The sequence below is a fragment of the Streptococcus pseudopneumoniae genome (genome assembly GCF_038148955.1).
In the GTDB taxonomy this organism is placed as follows: Bacteria; Bacillota; Bacilli; order Lactobacillales; family Streptococcaceae; genus Streptococcus; species Streptococcus pseudopneumoniae_T.
Genome location: NZ_JBBJZY010000006.1, coordinates 36,040 through 54,967, shown reverse-complemented (window position 1 = coordinate 54,967; position 18,928 = coordinate 36,040). Strand labels below are relative to the sequence as shown.

At 41.7% G+C, this 18,928-nt stretch carries 21 protein-coding genes; 1 reads left to right on the top strand and 20 read right to left on the bottom strand.

Annotation, left to right across the window (positions count from 1 at the left end):
- Window positions 1-7: 7 nt before the first annotated feature.
- The 14 genes from WKI23_RS03455 to WKI23_RS03390 form a co-directional block, all read right to left on the bottom strand.
- The gene (locus WKI23_RS03455) at window positions 8-943 is read right to left on the bottom strand and encodes a manganese-dependent inorganic pyrophosphatase (RefSeq protein ID WP_000036046.1); all 936 of its coding nucleotides are present in this window, start codon (window positions 941-943) and stop codon (window positions 8-10) included.
- Window positions 944-1,213: 270 nt separating this feature from the next.
- A complete protein-coding gene (locus WKI23_RS03450) occupies window positions 1,214-1,510 on the bottom strand; it encodes a GIY-YIG nuclease family protein (protein ID WP_368078957.1) in 297 nt (98 codons plus the stop codon).
- The gene (locus tag WKI23_RS03445) at window positions 1,500-2,249 is read right to left on the bottom strand and encodes a tRNA1(Val) (adenine(37)-N6)-methyltransferase (RefSeq protein ID WP_000390769.1); all 750 of its coding nucleotides are present in this window, start codon (window positions 2,247-2,249) and stop codon (window positions 1,500-1,502) included. Before WKI23_RS03445 ends, WKI23_RS03450 begins: the two co-directional genes overlap by 11 nt.
- Window positions 2,250-2,302: 53 nt before the next feature.
- Entirely contained in the window at window positions 2,303-2,662 is a 360-nt protein-coding gene (locus WKI23_RS03440) for a S1 RNA-binding domain-containing protein (RefSeq protein WP_000689593.1), read from the bottom strand.
- Between the two features lies 1 nt (window position 2,663).
- Window positions 2,664-4,064 carry a bifunctional Cof-type HAD-IIB family hydrolase/peptidylprolyl isomerase gene (locus WKI23_RS03435; RefSeq protein ID WP_368078956.1) on the bottom strand — a complete coding sequence of 467 codons (1,401 nt, stop codon included), beginning with the start codon at window positions 4,062-4,064 and terminating at the stop codon, window positions 2,664-2,666.
- Window positions 4,065-4,145: 81 nt separating this feature from the next.
- Entirely contained in the window at window positions 4,146-4,649 is a 504-nt protein-coding gene (locus tag WKI23_RS03430) for a GNAT family N-acetyltransferase (protein ID WP_261059716.1), read from the bottom strand.
- Window positions 4,650-4,947: 298 nt separating this feature from the next.
- Window positions 4,948-5,187: a 30S ribosomal protein S18 gene (rpsR, locus tag WKI23_RS03425; protein WP_000068664.1), complete on the bottom strand. Its 240-nt coding sequence runs from the start codon at window positions 5,185-5,187 to the stop codon at window positions 4,948-4,950.
- Between the two features lie 31 nt (window positions 5,188-5,218).
- Window positions 5,219-5,689, bottom strand: coding sequence for a single-stranded DNA-binding protein SsbA (ssbA, locus tag WKI23_RS03420; RefSeq protein ID WP_000609606.1), 471 nt, complete (start codon window positions 5,687-5,689; stop codon window positions 5,219-5,221).
- An 11-nt stretch (window positions 5,690-5,700) separates the two neighbouring features.
- Window positions 5,701-5,991: a 30S ribosomal protein S6 gene (gene rpsF, locus WKI23_RS03415; protein WP_001151785.1), complete on the bottom strand. Its 291-nt coding sequence runs from the start codon at window positions 5,989-5,991 to the stop codon at window positions 5,701-5,703.
- 153 nt (window positions 5,992-6,144) lie between these two features.
- Window positions 6,145-7,488 (bottom strand): asparagine--tRNA ligase, encoded by a 1,344-nt coding sequence (asnS, locus tag WKI23_RS03410; protein ID WP_000167160.1) that lies wholly within the window; start codon window positions 7,486-7,488, stop codon window positions 6,145-6,147.
- Window positions 7,489-7,508: 20 nt separating this feature from the next.
- Window positions 7,509-7,874, bottom strand: a complete 366-nt coding sequence (locus WKI23_RS03405) for a VOC family protein (protein WP_368078955.1) — start codon at window positions 7,872-7,874, stop codon at window positions 7,509-7,511.
- Window positions 7,867-9,054 carry a pyridoxal phosphate-dependent aminotransferase gene (locus WKI23_RS03400; RefSeq protein WP_368078954.1) on the bottom strand — a complete coding sequence of 396 codons (1,188 nt, stop codon included), beginning with the start codon at window positions 9,052-9,054 and terminating at the stop codon, window positions 7,867-7,869. Before WKI23_RS03400 ends, WKI23_RS03405 begins: the two co-directional genes overlap by 8 nt.
- Window positions 9,051-9,539: a cell wall elongation regulator TseB-like domain-containing protein gene (locus tag WKI23_RS03395; protein ID WP_045607351.1), complete on the bottom strand. Its 489-nt coding sequence runs from the start codon at window positions 9,537-9,539 to the stop codon at window positions 9,051-9,053. Before WKI23_RS03395 ends, WKI23_RS03400 begins: the two co-directional genes overlap by 4 nt.
- Before the next feature lie 300 nt (window positions 9,540-9,839).
- Window positions 9,840-11,036, bottom strand: a complete 1,197-nt coding sequence (locus tag WKI23_RS03390; protein ID WP_368078953.1) for an MFS transporter — start codon at window positions 11,034-11,036, stop codon at window positions 9,840-9,842.
- Window positions 11,037-11,427: 391 nt separating this feature from the next.
- Here WKI23_RS03390 and WKI23_RS03385 point away from each other — a divergent pair, with 391 nt between their 5' ends.
- Complete coding sequence (locus WKI23_RS03385) at window positions 11,428-11,976, top strand: NADPH-dependent FMN reductase (protein WP_368078952.1); 549 nt, start codon at window positions 11,428-11,430, stop codon at window positions 11,974-11,976.
- 122 nt (window positions 11,977-12,098) lie between these two features.
- On the opposite strand, the gene yaaA is transcribed toward WKI23_RS03385, so the two are convergent.
- From yaaA to WKI23_RS03355, 6 genes are all read right to left on the bottom strand, one after another.
- Window positions 12,099-12,827 (bottom strand): peroxide stress protein YaaA, encoded by a 729-nt coding sequence (gene yaaA, locus WKI23_RS03380; protein ID WP_368078951.1) that lies wholly within the window; start codon window positions 12,825-12,827, stop codon window positions 12,099-12,101.
- 230 nt (window positions 12,828-13,057) lie between these two features.
- Window positions 13,058-13,222 (bottom strand): YczI family protein, encoded by a 165-nt coding sequence (locus WKI23_RS03375; protein WP_368078980.1) that lies wholly within the window; start codon window positions 13,220-13,222, stop codon window positions 13,058-13,060.
- A gap of 65 nt (window positions 13,223-13,287) precedes the next feature.
- Window positions 13,288-14,883 carry a hypothetical protein gene (locus tag WKI23_RS03370; RefSeq protein ID WP_368078950.1) on the bottom strand — a complete coding sequence of 532 codons (1,596 nt, stop codon included), beginning with the start codon at window positions 14,881-14,883 and terminating at the stop codon, window positions 13,288-13,290.
- An 11-nt stretch (window positions 14,884-14,894) separates the two neighbouring features.
- Window positions 14,895-15,305, bottom strand: coding sequence for a peptide deformylase (locus WKI23_RS03365; protein ID WP_368078949.1), 411 nt, complete (start codon window positions 15,303-15,305; stop codon window positions 14,895-14,897).
- A 115-nt stretch (window positions 15,306-15,420) separates the two neighbouring features.
- Window positions 15,421-16,212: a glutathione-dependent disulfide-bond oxidoreductase gene (gene yghU / locus WKI23_RS03360; RefSeq protein WP_368078948.1), complete on the bottom strand. Its 792-nt coding sequence runs from the start codon at window positions 16,210-16,212 to the stop codon at window positions 15,421-15,423.
- Between the two features lie 12 nt (window positions 16,213-16,224).
- Entirely contained in the window at window positions 16,225-18,921 is a 2,697-nt protein-coding gene (locus tag WKI23_RS03355; RefSeq protein ID WP_368078947.1) for a cation-translocating P-type ATPase, read from the bottom strand.
- Window positions 18,922-18,928: the final 7 nt, after the last annotated feature.

The window sequence follows — 18,928 nt, the reverse complement described above, 5'->3', positions numbered from 1 at the left end:
TAAAATCTTAAGCATTGAAGCTTTCAGTCAGTTGAGGTACCACTTGTTTCTTACGTGAAACGGCACCAGCAAGGAAAGCATGGTTGTTTTCAAGTTTGAAGTTGAAAGCCGCTTCGACCTTATCCATATTGGCACCAAGAGCCAAGATTTCTGAGTTTGAGTTGACGATATCTGTAATCATCAAGACAAAGTCAGAGTAGCCGTTTGCTGCGTTAGCAGCTTGCATTGCAGCTTCAATTTCTGCTTGGCGTTCCAAGACTTCAGCGATGTCAACTGTGTTTACTTGAGCAACACGGACATTATTTCCGTTCAATTCAAAAGTCTTAGCATCGATGTCAATCAATTCGTCAGCAGATTTGCTAGCCAAGTTTGTACCAGCCTTCAACATAGCCAAACCATACTCTTCCAAGTTTACACCAGCTAATTCAGCCAATTCAGGAGCAATGACTTTATCTGTTGGGTGTGTTGTTGGTGATTTCAAAAGAAGAGTATCTGAAATCAAACCTGAAAGCATCAAACCAGCAATCTCTTTAGGTACAGCTACACCATGTTCTTTGAACATACGGTAAACGATTGAAGACGCAGATCCAACTGGCTCCAAACGCATGTAAAGTGGGCTTGCAGTTTCAAAGTTAGCCACACGGTGGTGGTCTACAACACCATAAACTTCTACTTCAGCGATATCTGATACAGATTGTTGGAATTCATTGTGGTCAGTCAAGATAACTTGCTCTGCACCTTCTGCTTTGGCAGAAGTGATGACACGCGGTGCTTCCACACCAAAATAGTTCAAGACAAAGGCTGTTTCTTCATTTGGAGTTCCAAGGGCAACAGCTTCCGTATCCAAACCGTAAGCTTCTTTTGCAAGGTAGGCAAAAGCTACAGATGACCCGATGGCATCTGAGTCTGGATTTTGGTGACCAAATACTAGAATCTTAGACATGATAATACCTCATTTTATTTATTCTCTTTATTGTAGCATTTTTTTCGCTTTTTGACAAAAGTAAGAGGAGTCAAAGGACTCCTCACGATTCTTCAAAATAACTGATACTCTTCGAAAATCTCTTCAAACCACGTCAGCTTCACCTTGCCGTAGGTATGGGTACTGACTTCGTCAGTTCTATCCACAACCTCAAAACAGTGTTTTGAGCTGACTTCGTCAGTCTTATCTACAACCTAAAAGCAGTGCTTTGAGCAACCTACGGCTAGCTTCCTAGTTTGCTCTTTGATTTTCATTGAGTATGAGCAAATTTCTATCTTGATTTTCAGATAAAAATCTTTCCTTCTGTGGTCTCTTCTTACGCTTGAGAAGGGCTTCTGCTGACATGGCTTCTTCCTTACTGGCAAAACCTTGAGCATAGATAAGTTTGACTGGCAAGCGGGCTCGTGTGTATTTGGCTCCCTTCCCACTATTGTGGACAGCAAGGCGTTTTCTCACATCAGTCGTATAGCCCGTATAATAGGATCCATCACGACATTCCAGCACGTACATATAAGCCTTATGATCCATAATAAATCTCTTCAAGTTCAGGCGTATAAGAGCCATCATCATTGTGGACAATGAGAGGTGGCAAGACCTTAAAGCCACTTGTCGAGCCATCCTTGATAGCCTCAATCAAGAGCATATTGGCTTCCTTTTCCCTCTTTGGATAAACAAACTGCAGGCGCTTAGGGGCTAGATTATGCCGTTGTAAGCTGTCCAAGATATCTAAAAGCCGATCAGGACGATGAACCATGGCCAAGCGTCCATTCGATTTAAGAATACTCTGGGCACTACGACAGATTTCCTGCAAATTGGTCGTGATTTCATGTCGCGCCAAGAGATAATGTTCACTCTCGTTCAGGTTGGAATGAGGATCCACCTTGAAATAGGGCGGATTACACAAAATCATATCCACCTTACTTCCCTGGATGTAAGCAGGCATATTTTTCAAATCATCACAGATGACCTCCATCTGCTCTTCCAAACCATTCAAACGGACAGAGCGTTCAGCCATATCCGCCAAACGCTCCTGAATCTCAACAGCCAAAATCTGTGCCTGGGTACGAGTGCTAGCAAATAGCCCCACTGCTCCATTTCCAGCGCAGAAATCCACTATCAAGCCCTTTTTAGGAAAACGTGGAAAGCGTGACAAGAGAACACTATCCACCGAATAGCTAAAAACCTCTCTATTTTGAATAATTTTGATATCTGTTGAGAAGAGCTGGTTAATGCGCTCCCCTGATTTTAATAATTGTTCTTCTTCCATGGTTCTATTATAGCAGATTTATATTAACATTACAAAAAATATAAAATTCTAAACTACTTCTTCTTTTTTAAATAGTGCAAGGCTTCTCTAGTCCAAATTGGCATCATTCGTTTAAGAGGCGCAAAGCCGTAGTTAAAACGGTCGCTTGAAAAGCGTCTCCGTCTCGGAAACTGGTGCTTTTCTTCCTCCAAAGTGCGGATAGAAAGACTTGCTTTCCCTGTAAATTCATCTAAATCCACTACTTGAACTTGAACCTCTTCATCGACTTTCAAGGCTTCATGAATATTTTCAATAAAGCCTGTCCGAATCTCTGAAATGTGAATCAGCCCTGTATCACCTGTCTCTAGCTCAACAAAGGCACCGTAGGGCTGAATCCCTGTAATACGACCCTTTAGCTTATCACCGATTTTCATCTTAATCCTCGATTTCAATTGTTTCAATCACGACATCTTCAACTGGCTTGTCCATGGCCCCTGTCTCAACAGCAGCAATGGCATCCAAGACAGCGTAAGATGCTTCATCAGCTAACTGACCAAAAACCGTGTGACGACGGTCTAGATGAGGAGTTCCTCCTTGGTTAGCATAGATTTCTGCAATCGGTTCTGGCCAACCTCCACGAGCAATTTCTTTCTTAGAATAAGGCAGGTGTTGATTTTGCACGATAAAGAACTGGCTGCCGTTGGTATTTGGACCAGCATTGGCCATAGAAAGGGCACCACGGATATTGTAAAGTTCTTCTGAGAATTCATCCTCAAATGATTCACCGTAGATTGACTCGCCACCCATACCAGTTCCAGTTGGGTCTCCACCTTGAATCATAAAGTCCTTGATAATACGATGGAAAATGACACCATCATAGTAACCATCTTTTGAAAGAGCTACAAAGTTAGCCACTGTTTTAGGAGCATGTTCAGGGAAGAGCTTAATACGCAAGTCTCCGTGATTGGTCTTAACAGTCGCGATAGGACCTTCTACTGTTTCAATGTCTACTTGTGGGAAATGCAATTCTTTTTCTACCATACCAAATCCTTCTAAGGCATCAAAAATGCCATCTTCTTCTAATGTTTTTGTTATATAATCTGCTTTTTCTTTGATATTTTCATGAGAAATTCCCATTGCAACGCTAATTCCAGCATAATCAAAGAGTTCCAAGTCGTTGAGGCCATCTCCAAAAACCATGACGTTGTCTGGTTTCAAGCCAAGGTGTTCCACAACCTTTTCCACACCCGTCGCTTTGGAGCCTGAAATCGGCACAATATCAGACGAATGTTGATGCCAACGAACCATGCGAAGTTTGTCTGAGAGACTGTCAGGTAAGTGCAAGTCATCTCCCTTATCTTCAAAAGTCCACATCTGATAGATATCTTCTTTTTCATGGAAATCTGGATCCACATCCAAATCGGGGTAAATTGGATTGATAGCCTCACTAATCATATCGGTACGAGTCGATAACTTGGCATCATGACTCCCAACCAAACCATACTCTATTTCCTCTTGCTTGGCCCAAGAGATATACTCCTCAACATCTGACTTCTCAATCTGATGTTGATAAATGACCTGACCTTTTTTATCTTCAATATAGGCACCATTTAAGGTTACAAAAAAGTCAGGCTTGAGCTCACGAATCTCTGGTACAACACCAAAAATCCCTCGTCCAGAAGCAATACCTATCAAAATTCCTTTCTCACGTAATTGCTTAAAAACAGCTGGGATTGAAGACGGAATAAAACCAGTCTTGGAATTTCGCAATGTATCATCAATATCAAAAAAGACAATCTTAATCTTTTTTGCCTTGTATCTTAATTTCGCATCCATCTCATTACCTCTTTCAATCTAACTCTTTCCATTATACCATAAAGTAGAGAAATCCCACATCCCCAATAAAATCCTTGTCTCTTATCCGAATTCCTTTACAAGATACAGAACCAAATCATCATTATTTTGGCAAGTTGCATTCATTTCCAAGGGTTGATTTCGATACCAGACACCTGTCCCATCTGGAATGTAGCCCCGTCTGATATACAATCTCTGGGCAGGGCCATAGCCTAAGTGCAAACCTACACCAAGAGTGACCTTACTTGAAACAAACTTGACTCGTTTTTCTGCTTCTTCTAGCAGTTGATTTCCAATCCCTTGATTTCGAAAAGGCTCAAACACATTAAAATCTGATAATTCTGGATAGACTTCTGCAAAAGGACCATGTTTAGCAGAGGGCAAAATAGTAACGTAGCCCGCTACAGCACCATCAATTTCTGCAACTAAGACTTCTCTCTCCCCGCTTTCCTGTTCCAGAAAATATCTAGCCAAAATTTCCTCTCTACCAGGCCAACCTTGATTCATAAATCCATGAGATAAGGATTCAATATCAGACTTAATCATATTTCTAATCGTACAATTCATCTTTGACTTACCCACCTTTACTCTTTCTATTACCATTATAGCACGTCAAGGTCGGAAAAAAACTATCTCGTGAAAAAAGACCCGTCGGGGTCTTAATTCGCTTTCTTATTTCCGAGCTCATGAAAAAGAGGTCCACTGGACTCAACTCGCTTTCACATTTCTATGCTCGTGAAAAAAAGACCCGTCGGGGTCTTAATTCGCTTTCTTATTTTCAAGCTCATGAAAAAGAGGTCCCCCGGACCCAACTCGCTCTCTCATTTCAAGGCTCGTGAAAAAAAGACCCGTCGGGGTCTTTTCTTTAATCTTCGTTTACGAAAGGCATCAAAGCCATTACGCGAGCGCGTTTGATAGCTGTTGTTACTTTACGTTGGTTTTTAGCTGAAGTTCCTGTTACACGACGAGGAAGGATTTTCCCACGTTCTGAAACGAAACGGCTAAGAAGCTCAGTATCTTTGTAATCAACATATTCAATTTTGTTTGCTGCGATGTAATCAACTTTTTTACGGCGTTTGAATCCGCCACGACGTTGTTGAGCCATGTTTTTTCTCCTTTATAATTTTAGTTGTCCATTAGAATGGTAAATCATCATCTGAAATATCCAATGGATTTGTTGCTCCAAATGGATTTTCATCACGTGAAAAGTCTGGTACTGAATTTGTAGGCGCTGAATAGTTTGCAGTTGGTGCAGAGTAAGCTCCACCTGTGTGACCCTCACGCACACTACGGCTTTCCAACATTTGGAAATTCTCAGCCACGACCTCTGTCACGTAGACACGTTGTCCTTGCTGGTTATCGTAACTACGAGTCTGGATACGACCTGTCACCCCGATAAGCGAGCCTTTTTTAGCCCAGTTAGCTAGGTTTTCAGCCTGTTGGCGCCACATAACGACATTGATAAAATCAGCCTCACGTTCGCCATTTTGACTCTTAAATGTACGGTTTACTGCAAGAGTAAAAGTCGCAACTGCTACATTTGATGGGGTATAACGTAACTCAGCGTCACGTGTCATACGCCCTACAAGTACAACATTGTTAATCATAGTTTACCTTCTTACGCGTCAATTTTGACGATCATGTGACGAAGAATGTCAGCGTTGATTTTTGAAAGACGGTCAAACTCTTTAAGAGCTGCATCGTCGTTTGCTTCAACGTTAACGATGTGGTAAAGTCCTTCACGGAAATCTTGGATTTCGTATGCAAGACGACGTTTTTCCCAAGTTTTTGATTCAACAACAGTTGCACCGTTGTCAGTCAAAATAGAGTCAAAACGTGCTACCAAAGCGTTTTTAGCTTCTTCTTCAATGTTTGGACGAATGATATAAAGAATTTCGTATTTAGCCATTGATATGTTCCTCCTTTTGGTCTAATGACCCCAAGACTTTGCAAGGGGTAAGTGAGGTTCGCTCACAATAAACTATTATACTAGAAAATAATTTTTTACGCAAGTAAAAACTCTAGAATTCGAAAAAAACGCCACATGGGCGTTTTCCTGTTCTTATGGTTTAATACGGTGCAACATACGTGGGAATGGAATGGCTTCACGGATGTGTTTTGTTCCTGCTGCGAAGGTGACCATACGCTCGATACCGATACCAAATCCTCCGTGTGGAACTGTACCGTATTTACGAAGGTCAAGGTAGAATTCATATTCTGTACGATCCATGCCAAGTTCATCCATTTTTGCGACAAGGGCATCGTAGTCTTCCTCACGCATAGACCCACCGATAATTTCTCCATAGCCTTCTGGAGCAAGCAAATCTGCACAAAGTACGCGCTCTGGATTTCCAGGAACTGGTTTCATGTAGAAGGCCTTGATGGCTGCTGGGTAGTTCATGACAAATGTTGGCACACCAAAGTGGTTTGAAATCCAAGTTTCATGTGGTGAACCAAAGTCATCACCATGCTCAAGATGTTCATAGTCAGCGTCTTCATCATTTTCATGCTCTTGCAAGAGGTCAATGGCTTGATCGTAAGTGATACGTTTGAATGGCTCTGCAATGTAGCGTTTCAAGAGTTCTGTATCACGTTCCAATGTTTCCAGGGCTTGAGGTGCACGGTCAAGAACACCTTGAAGAAGAGCTTTTACATAAGCTTCTTGCAAGTCAAGTGACTCATCATGTGTCAAGTATGAGTACTCTGCGTCCATCATCCAGAACTCAGTCAAGTGACGGCGTGTTTTTGATTTTTCAGCACGGAATACTGGACCAAAGTCAAAGACACGGCCAAGGGCCATAGCTCCTGCTTCCAAGTAAAGCTGACCTGATTGGCTCAAGTAGGCTGGCGTTCCGAAGTAGTCTGTTTCAAAGAGTTCTGTTGAATCTTCTGCCGCATTTCCTGAAAGAATTGGGCTATCAAACTTCATGAAACCGTTCTTGTCAAAGAACTCATAAGTTGCATAAATAATAGCGTTACGGATTTGCATCACGGCCACTTGCTTACGAGAACGAAGCCACAAGTGACGGTTGTCCATTAAGAAGTCTGTTCCGTGTTCTTTTGGTGTGATTGGGTAGTCTTGAGATTCACCAATCACTTCGATGTCTGTAATATCCAACTCATAGCCAAACTTAGAACGTTCGTCTTCTTTAACAATACCTGTCACATAAACAGACGTTTCTTGGCTCAAGCGTTTGATAACATCAAACTTCTCAAGTCCCACTTCTTCACCAAATTTTTCTACAAAGTTTGGTTTAAAGGCCACACCTTGGAAGAAAGCTGTTCCATCACGCAACTGCAAGAAGGCGATTTTCCCTTTTCCTGATTTGTTGGCAACCCAAGCGCCAATTGTCACTTCCTGACCAACATAGTCTTTTACATCAATAATCGTTACACGTTTTGTCATTGTTTTTCCTTTTTCTTTTTTTATTCTTTATGGCAAACCACTTCTATATTGTTCCCATCTGGATCAATCACAAAAGTAGCGTAGTAAATCGGATGCTCACTGCGATAACCAGGAGCTCCATTGTCTCGCCCACCTGCCTCTAAACCAGCCTCATAACAAGCTTGAACCTCTTCCTTATTTTCTGCTAAGAAAGCAAAGTGAATAGGGTCTTGTGTCCCCTGAGCCAGCCAAAAATCACCACCAGGATGAGGGCTGTTCGGGGCAAGAAAACTGATTAGAGAACTAGTCCTAAAAGCCAATTCATATCCTAATGGAGCGAGAAATCTCTTATAAAATCCTTCTGAAATTTGTAAATCCTTTACCTTAATCTCAAAATGATCAATCATTCTCACTACCCATAAATGCTTTCAAGCGTTCGACTGCTTCTTTAAGCGTGTCTAGGTCTGTCGCATAGCTGAGGCGCACATTTTCTGGCGCTCCAAATCCTGCTCCTGTAATCAAGGCCAGACCAACTTCTTCAAGAATAGCCGTTGTAAATGCTGTTACATCGCTATAACCTTTCATCTCCATAGCTTTTTTGACATTTGGAAAGAGATAGAAAGCTCCTTGTGGTTTGACAACTTCAAAACCAGGGACTTCACACAAGAGTGGATAGATGGTATTGAGACGTTCTTCAAATGCTTGACGCATAACTTCCACAGAATCTTGCGGTCCAGTTAGGGCTTCGATAGTTGCATATTGTGAAACAGCAGTTAGGTTAGAAGTTGTTTGACCTGTCAATTTGCTCATAGCAGCGATGATTTCTGGATCACCCACTGCATAACCTACCCGCCAACCCGTCATGGCATAAGCTTTTGATACACCGTTAATGACAATGGTTTGCTTGCGAATGGCTTCTGATAGACTAGAGATTGGTACGAACTCATTCCCGTTATAGACCAAACGGCCATAGATATCATCTGCTAGGATGAGAATGTCATGTTCAACAGCCCAATTTCCGATAGCCAAGAGTTCCTCACGGGTGTAAATCATTCCTGTCGGATTGGATGGCGAATTCAACACCAAAACCTTGGTCTTGTCTGTGCGAGCTGCTTCCAACTGCTCTACGGTCACCTTAAAGTGATTGTCTTCCTTAGCAGGAACAAAGACGGGAACTCCCTCTGCCATCTTGACCTGATCTCCATAGCTGACCCAATATGGGGTTGGGATAATCACTTCATCACCTGGATTGATCACAGCCATAAAGAAAGTATAGAGTGAGAACTTAGCACCGGTAGCAAATGTGACTTCGTTGGCCGCTACGGAATAACCATAATAACGCTCAAAATAGGTATTGACTGCTGCTTTTAACTCAGGCAAACCTGAAGCTACCGTATAGAAAGAAGCACGTCCATCTCGAATGGCTGCAACAGCTGCATCTTGAATATTTTTGGGAGTATGGAAATCGGGCTGACCTAAAGTTAAGAAAAGTACATCTTTTCCTTCAGCCTTTAACTTCTTTGCTCTTGCATCACTAGCCAGAGTCACACTTTCTTCTATTTCTAAAACACGGTTGGATAGTTTCATAGGCCCTCCTTATTGACCAATGCTCCTGTTTCAAAATCTACTAGATAAAAATTAGAGCCTGACTTGACTTCCCAGATTGGCTTGTCTTGATAACGGCCAAAGGTAATCTTGTCAATCTCGCCAGCTCCTTTTTCCTTAGAAACCGCTTCTGCTTTTTCTTGTGAAACACCTTGATTTAGCTGATAAACGTAGATCTTATGGTCATCTTTTCCAATCAGGACAGCAAGTGCTTCTTGTTTTTTATTACGACCAAGAACGCTGTAATAGGATTCCAAGCCATTGTATAAATCAACCTGATCAGCTTGCTCTAATCCTGCATACTGCTGAGCTAATTTTTCTCCTTCACTTTTAGCTGTTTGATAAGGTTTCATACTCAGAAACACTAGATACAGAAAGGAAGCACTGATAACCACAAACAAAATCGTCATCCCTAGACCATACTGCCACAGTAGATTATTTTTTGCTTTGTTTTGTCTTTTTTTCACTCGTCTATTTTACCATCTATTAAGCTTTATTACAAGTGAATGCAAGAATACTCTTCGAAAATCTCTTCAAACCACGTCAGCTTTATCTGCAACCTCAAAGCTGTGCTTTGAGCAACCTACGGCTAGCTTCCTAGTTTGCTCTTTGATTTTCATTGAGTATAAGCAACCAATTCTATTTCTCCCTTCAAAGCAAACCGATTTTTCTTAGTTAAAACCGAGCAGGAAAAGTAAAGACAACTCCAAAATCAACCTATTAAAAAACCTGAGCTTGGAACTCAAGTTTTTAGAAGTTCTTTTAATCTATGGAATCACTTTATCATCCATTCTTTTAGCCATTTTTCCTAAAAAGATAGCCAGTAGAAGACTAATCATGACTAAAAAGAATCCTAGATAAAGAAATGTTACTACAAAGCCTAAATGGTCAATCAACCACCCTGTCAGTGGGAAGAAGACAATCATACTCAGGCTAAACATCATAGAGTAGACACTCAGCATGGTTGCCCTTACTTCACTTGGGAGGCGCTCTTGCAAATCATTGTCAAAAATCGGCTGAAAAAGAGCATATAGAGCATTACTCATCAAATAAATCAAAATATAGATTAGAGGTGTTCCAAAGTAGGACAACATATAGGTGACTCCAGTCAGCAGGACGAGGATAGGGAAAAGCTTCAAGGCAACATATTTCTTTCCAAGCTTACTCGCTAGATAGACTGCGACGATATTTAAGAGACTACCAAGTAGCATAACTGCTGAAATTTGCCAACCACTTAAATCTGGTAACTGATTTTGATAGTAAAAATAAAACATGCACATGAGTACTCCGACAATCTGAGACAAAATCATCCAGTTGAACAGCATGGGATTTCGCTTCAACTCATCCTTAACAGTCCAAATAATCTGTTTCATGGTCACACTATCAGCTTTTTCTAGCTTGACACTAGGTTCTTTCAGCATCCAAATCAGGAAAAGAACTATGATAGAAGTCGCAATCATGATATAGTAGGTCAGGTGCAATTGACCATGGACAAAAAATCCCGCCAACACTGTCCCCAAAGACCGAGTTCCTTCCGACACCCCTGATAGAAAACTTGAAATGGATAGATAACGCTCCTTTAGTCCAGCCTCTACAGCCGAGTCATAGACCATTGCTGCGCTTGTTCCCGAATCAAAATTATAAGACAAGGCACTCACCGCCATTGCTAGTGCATAAATCCAAAAATTTCCCTGCCCAGCCAACATGAGAATAGAAGACACAATCCCTGCTATACGACTTAAATAAAGGTTGGTCTTATAGGAATAGCGGTCAGCTAACATTCCAGATGGAATTTCACAGAGAAGACTGGTCGTATGAAAAATACTTTCCAGAAGTCCAATCTGCCAAAGAGACATTCCGTTTTGACTGAGAAAGAGAATCCAAAAACTGGTAATCCCTAGAAATGCAAAAAACTCAACTCCGGCCATCAGGCCAATATTTTTCCGATAATTTCTTATTAACATCTTTTCTCCTTAACAAGTGTATTATTATTTCTTTTGTCTGTCACTTGTTAATCTGTGCCTTACATGATCTCCACCCCTTTTTAGAAGCATTCTTCAATGCCATTATTGTTCCTTTAATGATTTATAAAATGATACCGGAAAATAGCTGTTCTGCGGTTTCTATTGCGAGTTCTCTTGTTTATTTTAGCACTTATGTCATCATATTACAAGAGAATATTAGAATACTCTTCGAAAATCAAATGCATTCCAGTCGCAAGTGATTAGAATTTCTACAATTTTACAATTTTCAAATAAACTCTGAGCAAATTTCTTGCAAGTCCTTTTGTTTTGTTGTAATATATTTTATAACAACGAGAAAGCTCTCGAGAATTTAAGAAAAAGGAGACACATCATGTCTAAAAAAGTATTATTTATCGTCGGATCACTACGCCAAGGTTCTTTCAACCACCAAATGGCACTTGAAGCTGAGAAAGCACTTGCCGGTAAAGCGGAAGTTAGCTACCTCGATTACTCATCCCTTCCTCTCTTTAGCCAAGATTTGGAAGTTCCAACTCACCCAGCTGTAGCGGCTGCTCGTGAAGCAGTTCTCGCTGCTGATGCCATCTGGATCTTCTCTCCAGTCTACAACTTCTCTATCCCTGGAACAGTAAAGAACTTGCTTGACTGGCTATCTCGTGCCATTGACTTGTCTGATACACGCGGCGCTTCTGCCCTTCAAGACAAGTTTGTCACCGTATCATCTGTAGCCAATGCAGGTCACGATCAACTCTTCGCTATCTACAAAGACCTCTTGCCATTTATCCGTACACAAGTCGTTGGCGATTTCACTGCTGCACGTGTCAACGACTCTGCTTGGGCAGACGGAACATTGGTTCTCGAAGAAACAGTCCTAAACTCACTTGAAAAACAAGCGGAAGACTTGGTTAATGCGATCAAGTAACTAACATAATAAAAGCGAACAAGACTACTTTTCTGACACTCAGAAGTCTAGCTTGTTCGCTTTTTTTCTCATTTTAAACTAAAATGTCTGACTATACATATTGTCAAATACAAAATATCTTTTCATACTTCCTTAACAAAAACCAATTCCTGTGGTTGGGACAGGTCTTCTCTGTAGACAAATCCTGCAAAGCTTAAGCGACGAGCTTCCTCCACTGTTTGTACTTGATTTTCTATCAGGGCTGTTAGGAAGGCACCACGCGCTTTCTTTGAAATGGTTGAATGAATCTTCAGCTTACCGTCTCTGTCCTCCATAAATTTAAAGGTTACCATTTTTTCTCTGATTTCCTTAGAAAATACTGTCTCAAACTCGGATGACAAGAGGGAGAAAATTAGGTCTTCACCATTCATAGCTTCATCATAGGTTTGCTTCCAATGGCTCTTCAAAGTCTTACCAGCGACTTTTAACTTCATCAAAAAGTCCAAACGGTGAGGGGCCATAGGTGACAAGGCTGGAACAACACCGTACAAAGCCGAGGTAATGAAGACATGATTTTCCAGATAGGCTTGTTCTGCCTCGGTCAATTTGTCTCGCTTGATATGACGATACATGAGGCCATCAAACAGTTTCAAGGCTGGATAGTGTTGAGCAGTTTGGTTTTTTAAAGCTTGGATATGTTGACATTCTTCCGCAGCCTTCTCATCTGAAACTTTGTAAAAACTTTCCAATTGACTAGCAGAGTAGAGGGCCAAGGCATCAAGCACAGCCTGACTTTCTGGTTTTAAAGGAGCAGCTTCGATACTAGGCAAATCTGTGTTCATTTCTTTTGCTGTTGGAATTAAAATTTTCATATTGATAGTGTAGCATATTTTTTAGCCACAACCAAGAAATTCATCTGATACTCAATGAAAATCAAAGAGCAAACTAGGAAACTAGCCGCAGGTTGCTCAAAACACTGTTTTGAGGTTGCAGATAAGACTGACGAAGTCAGTCTCATATATACGGCAAGGTGAAGCTGACGTGGTTTGAATTTGATTTTCGAAGAGTATGAAAAACCTCGGTTTAACCGAGGCTTCTCTGTTTATTTTGGCCATCCTAACCAGATAGCCACGAGAACAAGGGCTACGCCAGCCAAGCTTGTTAAGATAGATAAGAATTTATCTTTTTTCTCCTTGAACTGAGAAAAACCTATCTTCAAAGCAAACAACCCAAGTAGCATTGAAGCGACCATCAAATAAAAACCCATTTCTTTGTCCTCCATTGGTCTTAATTTACCTTATTATAACATATATTTCTTAAATAAATCTTTTTTTACTGGACTTTAAAGGTCTTGAGATAATTGTCTTTTCCTACTTGACCTTCAAAGTTTTTACCATTTTCAAGGTAAGGAAGTTCATCAGATACAGAAGCCTTGACCTTGTATATCTTGCCATCAACTTTAAAGAAGTAGACGGTATCTCCCTTGATAACAGCTGATTTGAGGTCTGCTACCACACCCTTGATACTCTCTGTTGTTGCATTGTCAATTTCAAGGTCGTTTTTATTGGCATACTTGCTGAGCAGTTCTTCTACTGTCGTAGCTACGATAACATTTTGGTACTCGACTGCGTCTACCAAAGCATACTCTTTGACCAAACCAGCATTGTCCTTCAAGCCCATGATGTACAAAGGCTTGTCATTGAGGTTGATGAGGATTGGGAAGGTTGCTTTGTAGGATTTCTCCTGAACAGCACCTTCGGCTGATTCACGGGCTGATTCTTCTGTAGCAGAAGCCAAGCTATACTTAGTGATTTCTCCTGTTCGCATATTCTCAAGGATGAAACCAAGATTACTTTCATCTGCATTGGCCGACGTCACACCTGTGTAGAGATAGATGTCATTGCCGATAGACAAGTAATTATAGCCCTTGGTAGTCTGGGTCACGTTTTTCTTGGAAATCATGGCATTCCAGAAACCGTCCTTGTACTTGCCGTTGTAGTTGATTTGCTCAATAGTTTCCTCAGCTGGATAGACCCTGTCCACCCATTCTGGAACATCTGCCAAGTTGTATTCCTTGGTTTCTCCATTTGTGGCATCCAAGATAATGACTGAAACTGGACGAGGAACCGCAAGCCCAAATTGCTTTTGATAAACCGTTGCTACATAGAAAGGATTGCCCTCATCGTCCACCTCAAAAGATGGAGTCTTGAAGATTTTAGTTGGGTACTTCAAGCGCAGGTGACGCTTGACATCACGGTTAAAATACTCCGAGTCCGAATACTTGATTGGTGTCTTCAAGTCCACCAAGTCCGCATTACCAGTTACCATGTCCACCTTGATATACTCGCCGATTCCCTTGGCCTGATTATTAAACCACTTGATAGGGTCTGCATATTCTAGTGGTGTAACCCGATAAGGCTTACCATCAATCGTTAGTTGAGTATAGGTATCTGCGGCTACGTACTGCGACACCTTATCCGTTAGGGAACCCAAGTAGCGGTCCCCAATTTTTTCAGCAGTACTTCTATCTAAAATAGGAACCTTACTGGTGTCAGTCTTAGGAAATTCAGTAAAGTCTTTTTCCGTAACTGTGACTACATTAGCATAATTTTTAGCCTGAAAAATGCTGGAAGTCACCAAGGAAACCAAAGCTGCTAAGAGAAGAATTCCTCCAATAGAAGCTAAAAGGATTTTCCCTAACCGATTGATTTTGAAACCCTCAAGATTTAAGGCAGCTTCCGCTTTGCCATGACGCACATGAACCGTTTTGACAAGGTTTATCCCCTTGCCAAAGCCAAATAAGATTGCCACAAGCAGCAAATGCCCACAGAGGAAAAAGAGAAATTCCCAGCTGGTCAGGTTAAGGGGCGGTAAAAAGATATACCAGGTCGTTGCGATAAAAATAAGTTCAAAGATTATCCGTTTCATCTGCTTTCCTCCTAAATGATTCGTCCTTCCAAGTGATCCAGTTCATGCTGGCAAATCTGAGCTGGGAAGCCTGTCAAGATAATGGTCTGTTCCTGCCACTTGCTGTCACGATAGGCAACCCTTATGGTTTCATACCGCTTAGTAGGTCTCACACCTGTCAAGGACAAACAGCCTTCCTCTGTCTCATAAGGTCCTTCAAAGGACAGGAGCACTGGGTTAAACATAACCACAGGAACCAAGCCAAGATTAAAGATAATCACGCGCTTCTGCACTCCAATCATATTGGCAGCCAGGCCGACACAAGTCTCACGATTTGCTAAGAGTGTGTCCTGCAAATCTCTGGCAAGATACAGATCATCCTGACTTGCCGGCTGAGATACCTGAGATAAAAACAAAATATCCTTCACAATTTTCTTTTCCACTTCCTCACACTCCTCTTGTCTTTTACTATATTATAGCAATTATAGCATAAAAGACGATAACTGCAAGCCCTTTCCCTCAACTGTAGCAAAAAGCCATCCGAAGATGACTTTTTTGCTATTTAATTTCTTTATAAGTTACTTCCATACCACGCTGAACAGCAGGACGATTGGCAATTTTTTCTGCCCAGTTTACTAGATTCTGATAACTTGAGGCATCTAAAAATTTTGCAGAACCTTTGTAAAGTTTTCCTTGGACTAACTGTCCATACCAAGACCAGATAGCAATATCTGCAATCGTATAATCATTGCCTGCAATATAAGGTTTCTGAGCCAATTCCTTATCCAATAAATCCAACTGGCGTTTCACTTCCATCGTAAAACGGTTAATAGGATATTCCAATTTTTCAGGGGCATAATTAAAGAAATGTCCAAATCCCCCACCTAGAAAAGGTGCAGCACCTGCTTGCCAGAATAGCCAATTCAAAACTTCTACCTTTTCCACAGGATTGCTTGGTAAAAAGGCTCCAAATTTCTCAGCAAGATACAGAAGAATATGAGCAGACTCAAAGACTCTCACTTCTTCAGTCCCTGACTGGTCCAATAAGGCTGGAATCTTTGAATTTGGATTGAGCTTTACAAAGTCTGAACCGAATTGATCCCCATCCATGATAGCAATCTTATACAAGTCGTAAGCTGCTTGCTCAAAACCAGCTTCTAGTAATTCTTCCAATAAGATAGTAACCTTCACACCATTTGGTGTTCCCAGTGAATAAAGCTGAAAAGGTTGTTCTCCTTTTGGCAAGTTTTGTTCGAAACGGGCACCTGCTGTTGGTCTATTTAATCCCGTAAAGGCTCCTTGATTACTAGCTTCATCCTGCCATACGGTCGGTAATTGATAAGCTGACATCAGAAACCTCCCTTAAATCGCATTCTTGTCAAAACCGAGTTTACGTTGAACAAACTTAACGATTTCGACGATGATAATCATTGAGAAACTTCCGCCCATAACGATTCCCCATTGTGACAAGTCTAGTTTGGTTACGTGGAAGATTCCTTCAAGCGGTTCTACGACAATTGTTGCCATAAGAAGGATGAAGGATACCAAGATGGACCAGTTGAAGGTCTTAGACTTGAATGGGCCGACTGTCAAGATGGATTGGTAAACAGATTTCACATTGTAGGCATGGAAGAGCTGAATCAAACCAAGGGTTGCAAAGGCCATAGTTAGGGCATCTGCATGAATGGCATGATTGTCACCCACATGTACTGGGTAAGCAATCGCAAGGCCATAAACACTCATAACAATAGCTGCTTGGAGTACACCTTGATAGATGATAGAACTGAAAACACCACCTGAGAAAAAGCTTGCCTTGCGTCCACGTGGTTTATGGTTCATGACGCCAGGCTCAGCAGGTTCAACACCTAGTGCAATTGCTGGGAAGGTATCCGTTACCAAGTTGATCCACAAAAGATGAACTGGCTGCAAAACATCCCAACCAAACAAGGTTGATAGGAAGATGGTTAATACTTCAGCAGTATTGGCAGAAAGTAGGTACTGGATAGTCTTTTGAATATTAGAGAAGACCTTACGTCCTTCTTCAACTGCAACGATGATAGTCGCAAAGTTATCATCTGCAAGAATCATATCAGAAGCTCCCTTAGAAACCTCTGTACCAGTAATCCCCATACCGATACCGATACCGGCTGTTTTCAGAGCTGGCGCATCGTTGACACCGTCACCTGTCATGGCAACAACCTTGCCTTGTTTTTGCCATGCCTTGACGATACGAACCTTGTGCTCTGGAGATACACGTGCATAAACAGAGTATTGACCAACCACTTTTTCAAAATCTTCATCTGACAGTTCATTGAGTTCAGCACCAGTTAAAACGTGGCCTTCTGTATCGTTTGCATCGATGATTCCCAAACGTTTAGCGATGGCTTCTGCTGTATCTTGATGGTCACCTGTAATCATGATTGGACGGATGCCAGCTTCCTTAGCCACTCGAACAGCCTCAGCTGCCTCAGGACGTTCAGGGTCAATCATTCCAATCAAACCAGTGAAGATTAAATCATTTTCAAGCTCTTCAGAAGTAAGGTTTTCTGGAATGCTATCGATAATCTTATAAGCACCTGCAAGGACACGCAAGGCTTGATGAGCCATTTCAGAGTTGTTTGTATGAATGAGGTTTGTAACCTTCTCATCAATCGGAGCAATATCCCCAGCCTTATCACGAAGAACACAACGTTTCAAGAGTTGGTCTGGCGCACCTTTGACTGCTACAAGGAAACGACCATCTGGCAATGGGTGAACCGTTGACATGAGCTTACGGTCAGAGTCAAATGGCAATTCAGCTACACGAGGATATTTCTCTAAAAATGCTTTAACATCATAGCCCTTGTCCAAGGCATACTGGATGAAGGCTGTTTCGGTTGGGTCACCAATCAGGTTGCCTTCAACATCGATTTTCGTATCATTGGCCAAGACAACTGAACGAAGTAGGGGCATTTCAAGACCTAGTTCAATATCATCAGCTGAGTCATGTAGGGCTGCATCGTAGAAGACTTTTTCGACTGTCATCTTGTTCATAGTCAGCGTACCAGTCTTGTCAGAAGCGATGATTTCAGTTGAACCAAGTGTTTCTACTGCTGGCAACTTACGAACAATAGAGTTTCGTTTGGCCAAAACTTGAGTACCAAGGGCAAGAACGATGGTTACGATAGCAGGGAGCCCTTCTGGAATGGCTGCAACGGCAAGTGCAACAGAGGTCATCAACTCACCAAGTGGATTTTTCCCTTGAATGAAGACTCCAACTACAAACGTAACAAGGGCAATGACCAAAATTGCATAGGTCAAGACTTTAGAAAGGTTGTTCAAGTTTTGTTTGAGTGGTGTATCCGTCTCATCCGCATCTTGGAGCATGCCAGCGATATGACCAACTTCCGTGTACATCCCTGTATTGACAACAACACCAAGACCACGACCATAGGTTACGTTTGAGTTTTGGAAGGCCATGTTGACACGATCACCGATACCAGCATCTGTAGCAAGCTCGACTGTCAAGTCTTTTTCGACTGGCACAGACTCACCTGTCAGGGCAGCTTCTTCGATTTTAAGAGAATTGGCTTCTAGCAAACGTAGGTCCGCTGGTACAACATCACCAGCTTCAAGGGCAACAATATCTCCTGGTACCAATTCTTTAGAGTCAATCTCCGCCATGTGGCCATCACGAAGAACGCGAGCAGCTGGACTTGACATAGATTTGAGGGCTTCAATGGCTTCTTCTGCTTTTCCTTCTTGGTATACACCAAAGGCAGCATTGATAATAACCACGGCTAAGATAATGATGGCATCTGCGATATCTTCCCCACCAGAAGTCACAACTGACAAGATAGCCGCCGCAACTAGGATGATAATCATCAAATCCTTAAATTGCTCGATGAATTTGACCAGAATTGATCGTTTCTCGCCTTCTTCGAGCTCATTGTGGCCAAATTCGGCAAGGCGTTTTTCTGCCTCGCTTGATGACAAACCTTGCTCGGTCGCATCCACAGCCTTCAAGACCTCTTCAGGACTTTGAGTGTAAAACGCTTGGCGTTTTTGTTCTTTTGACATGTGTCTC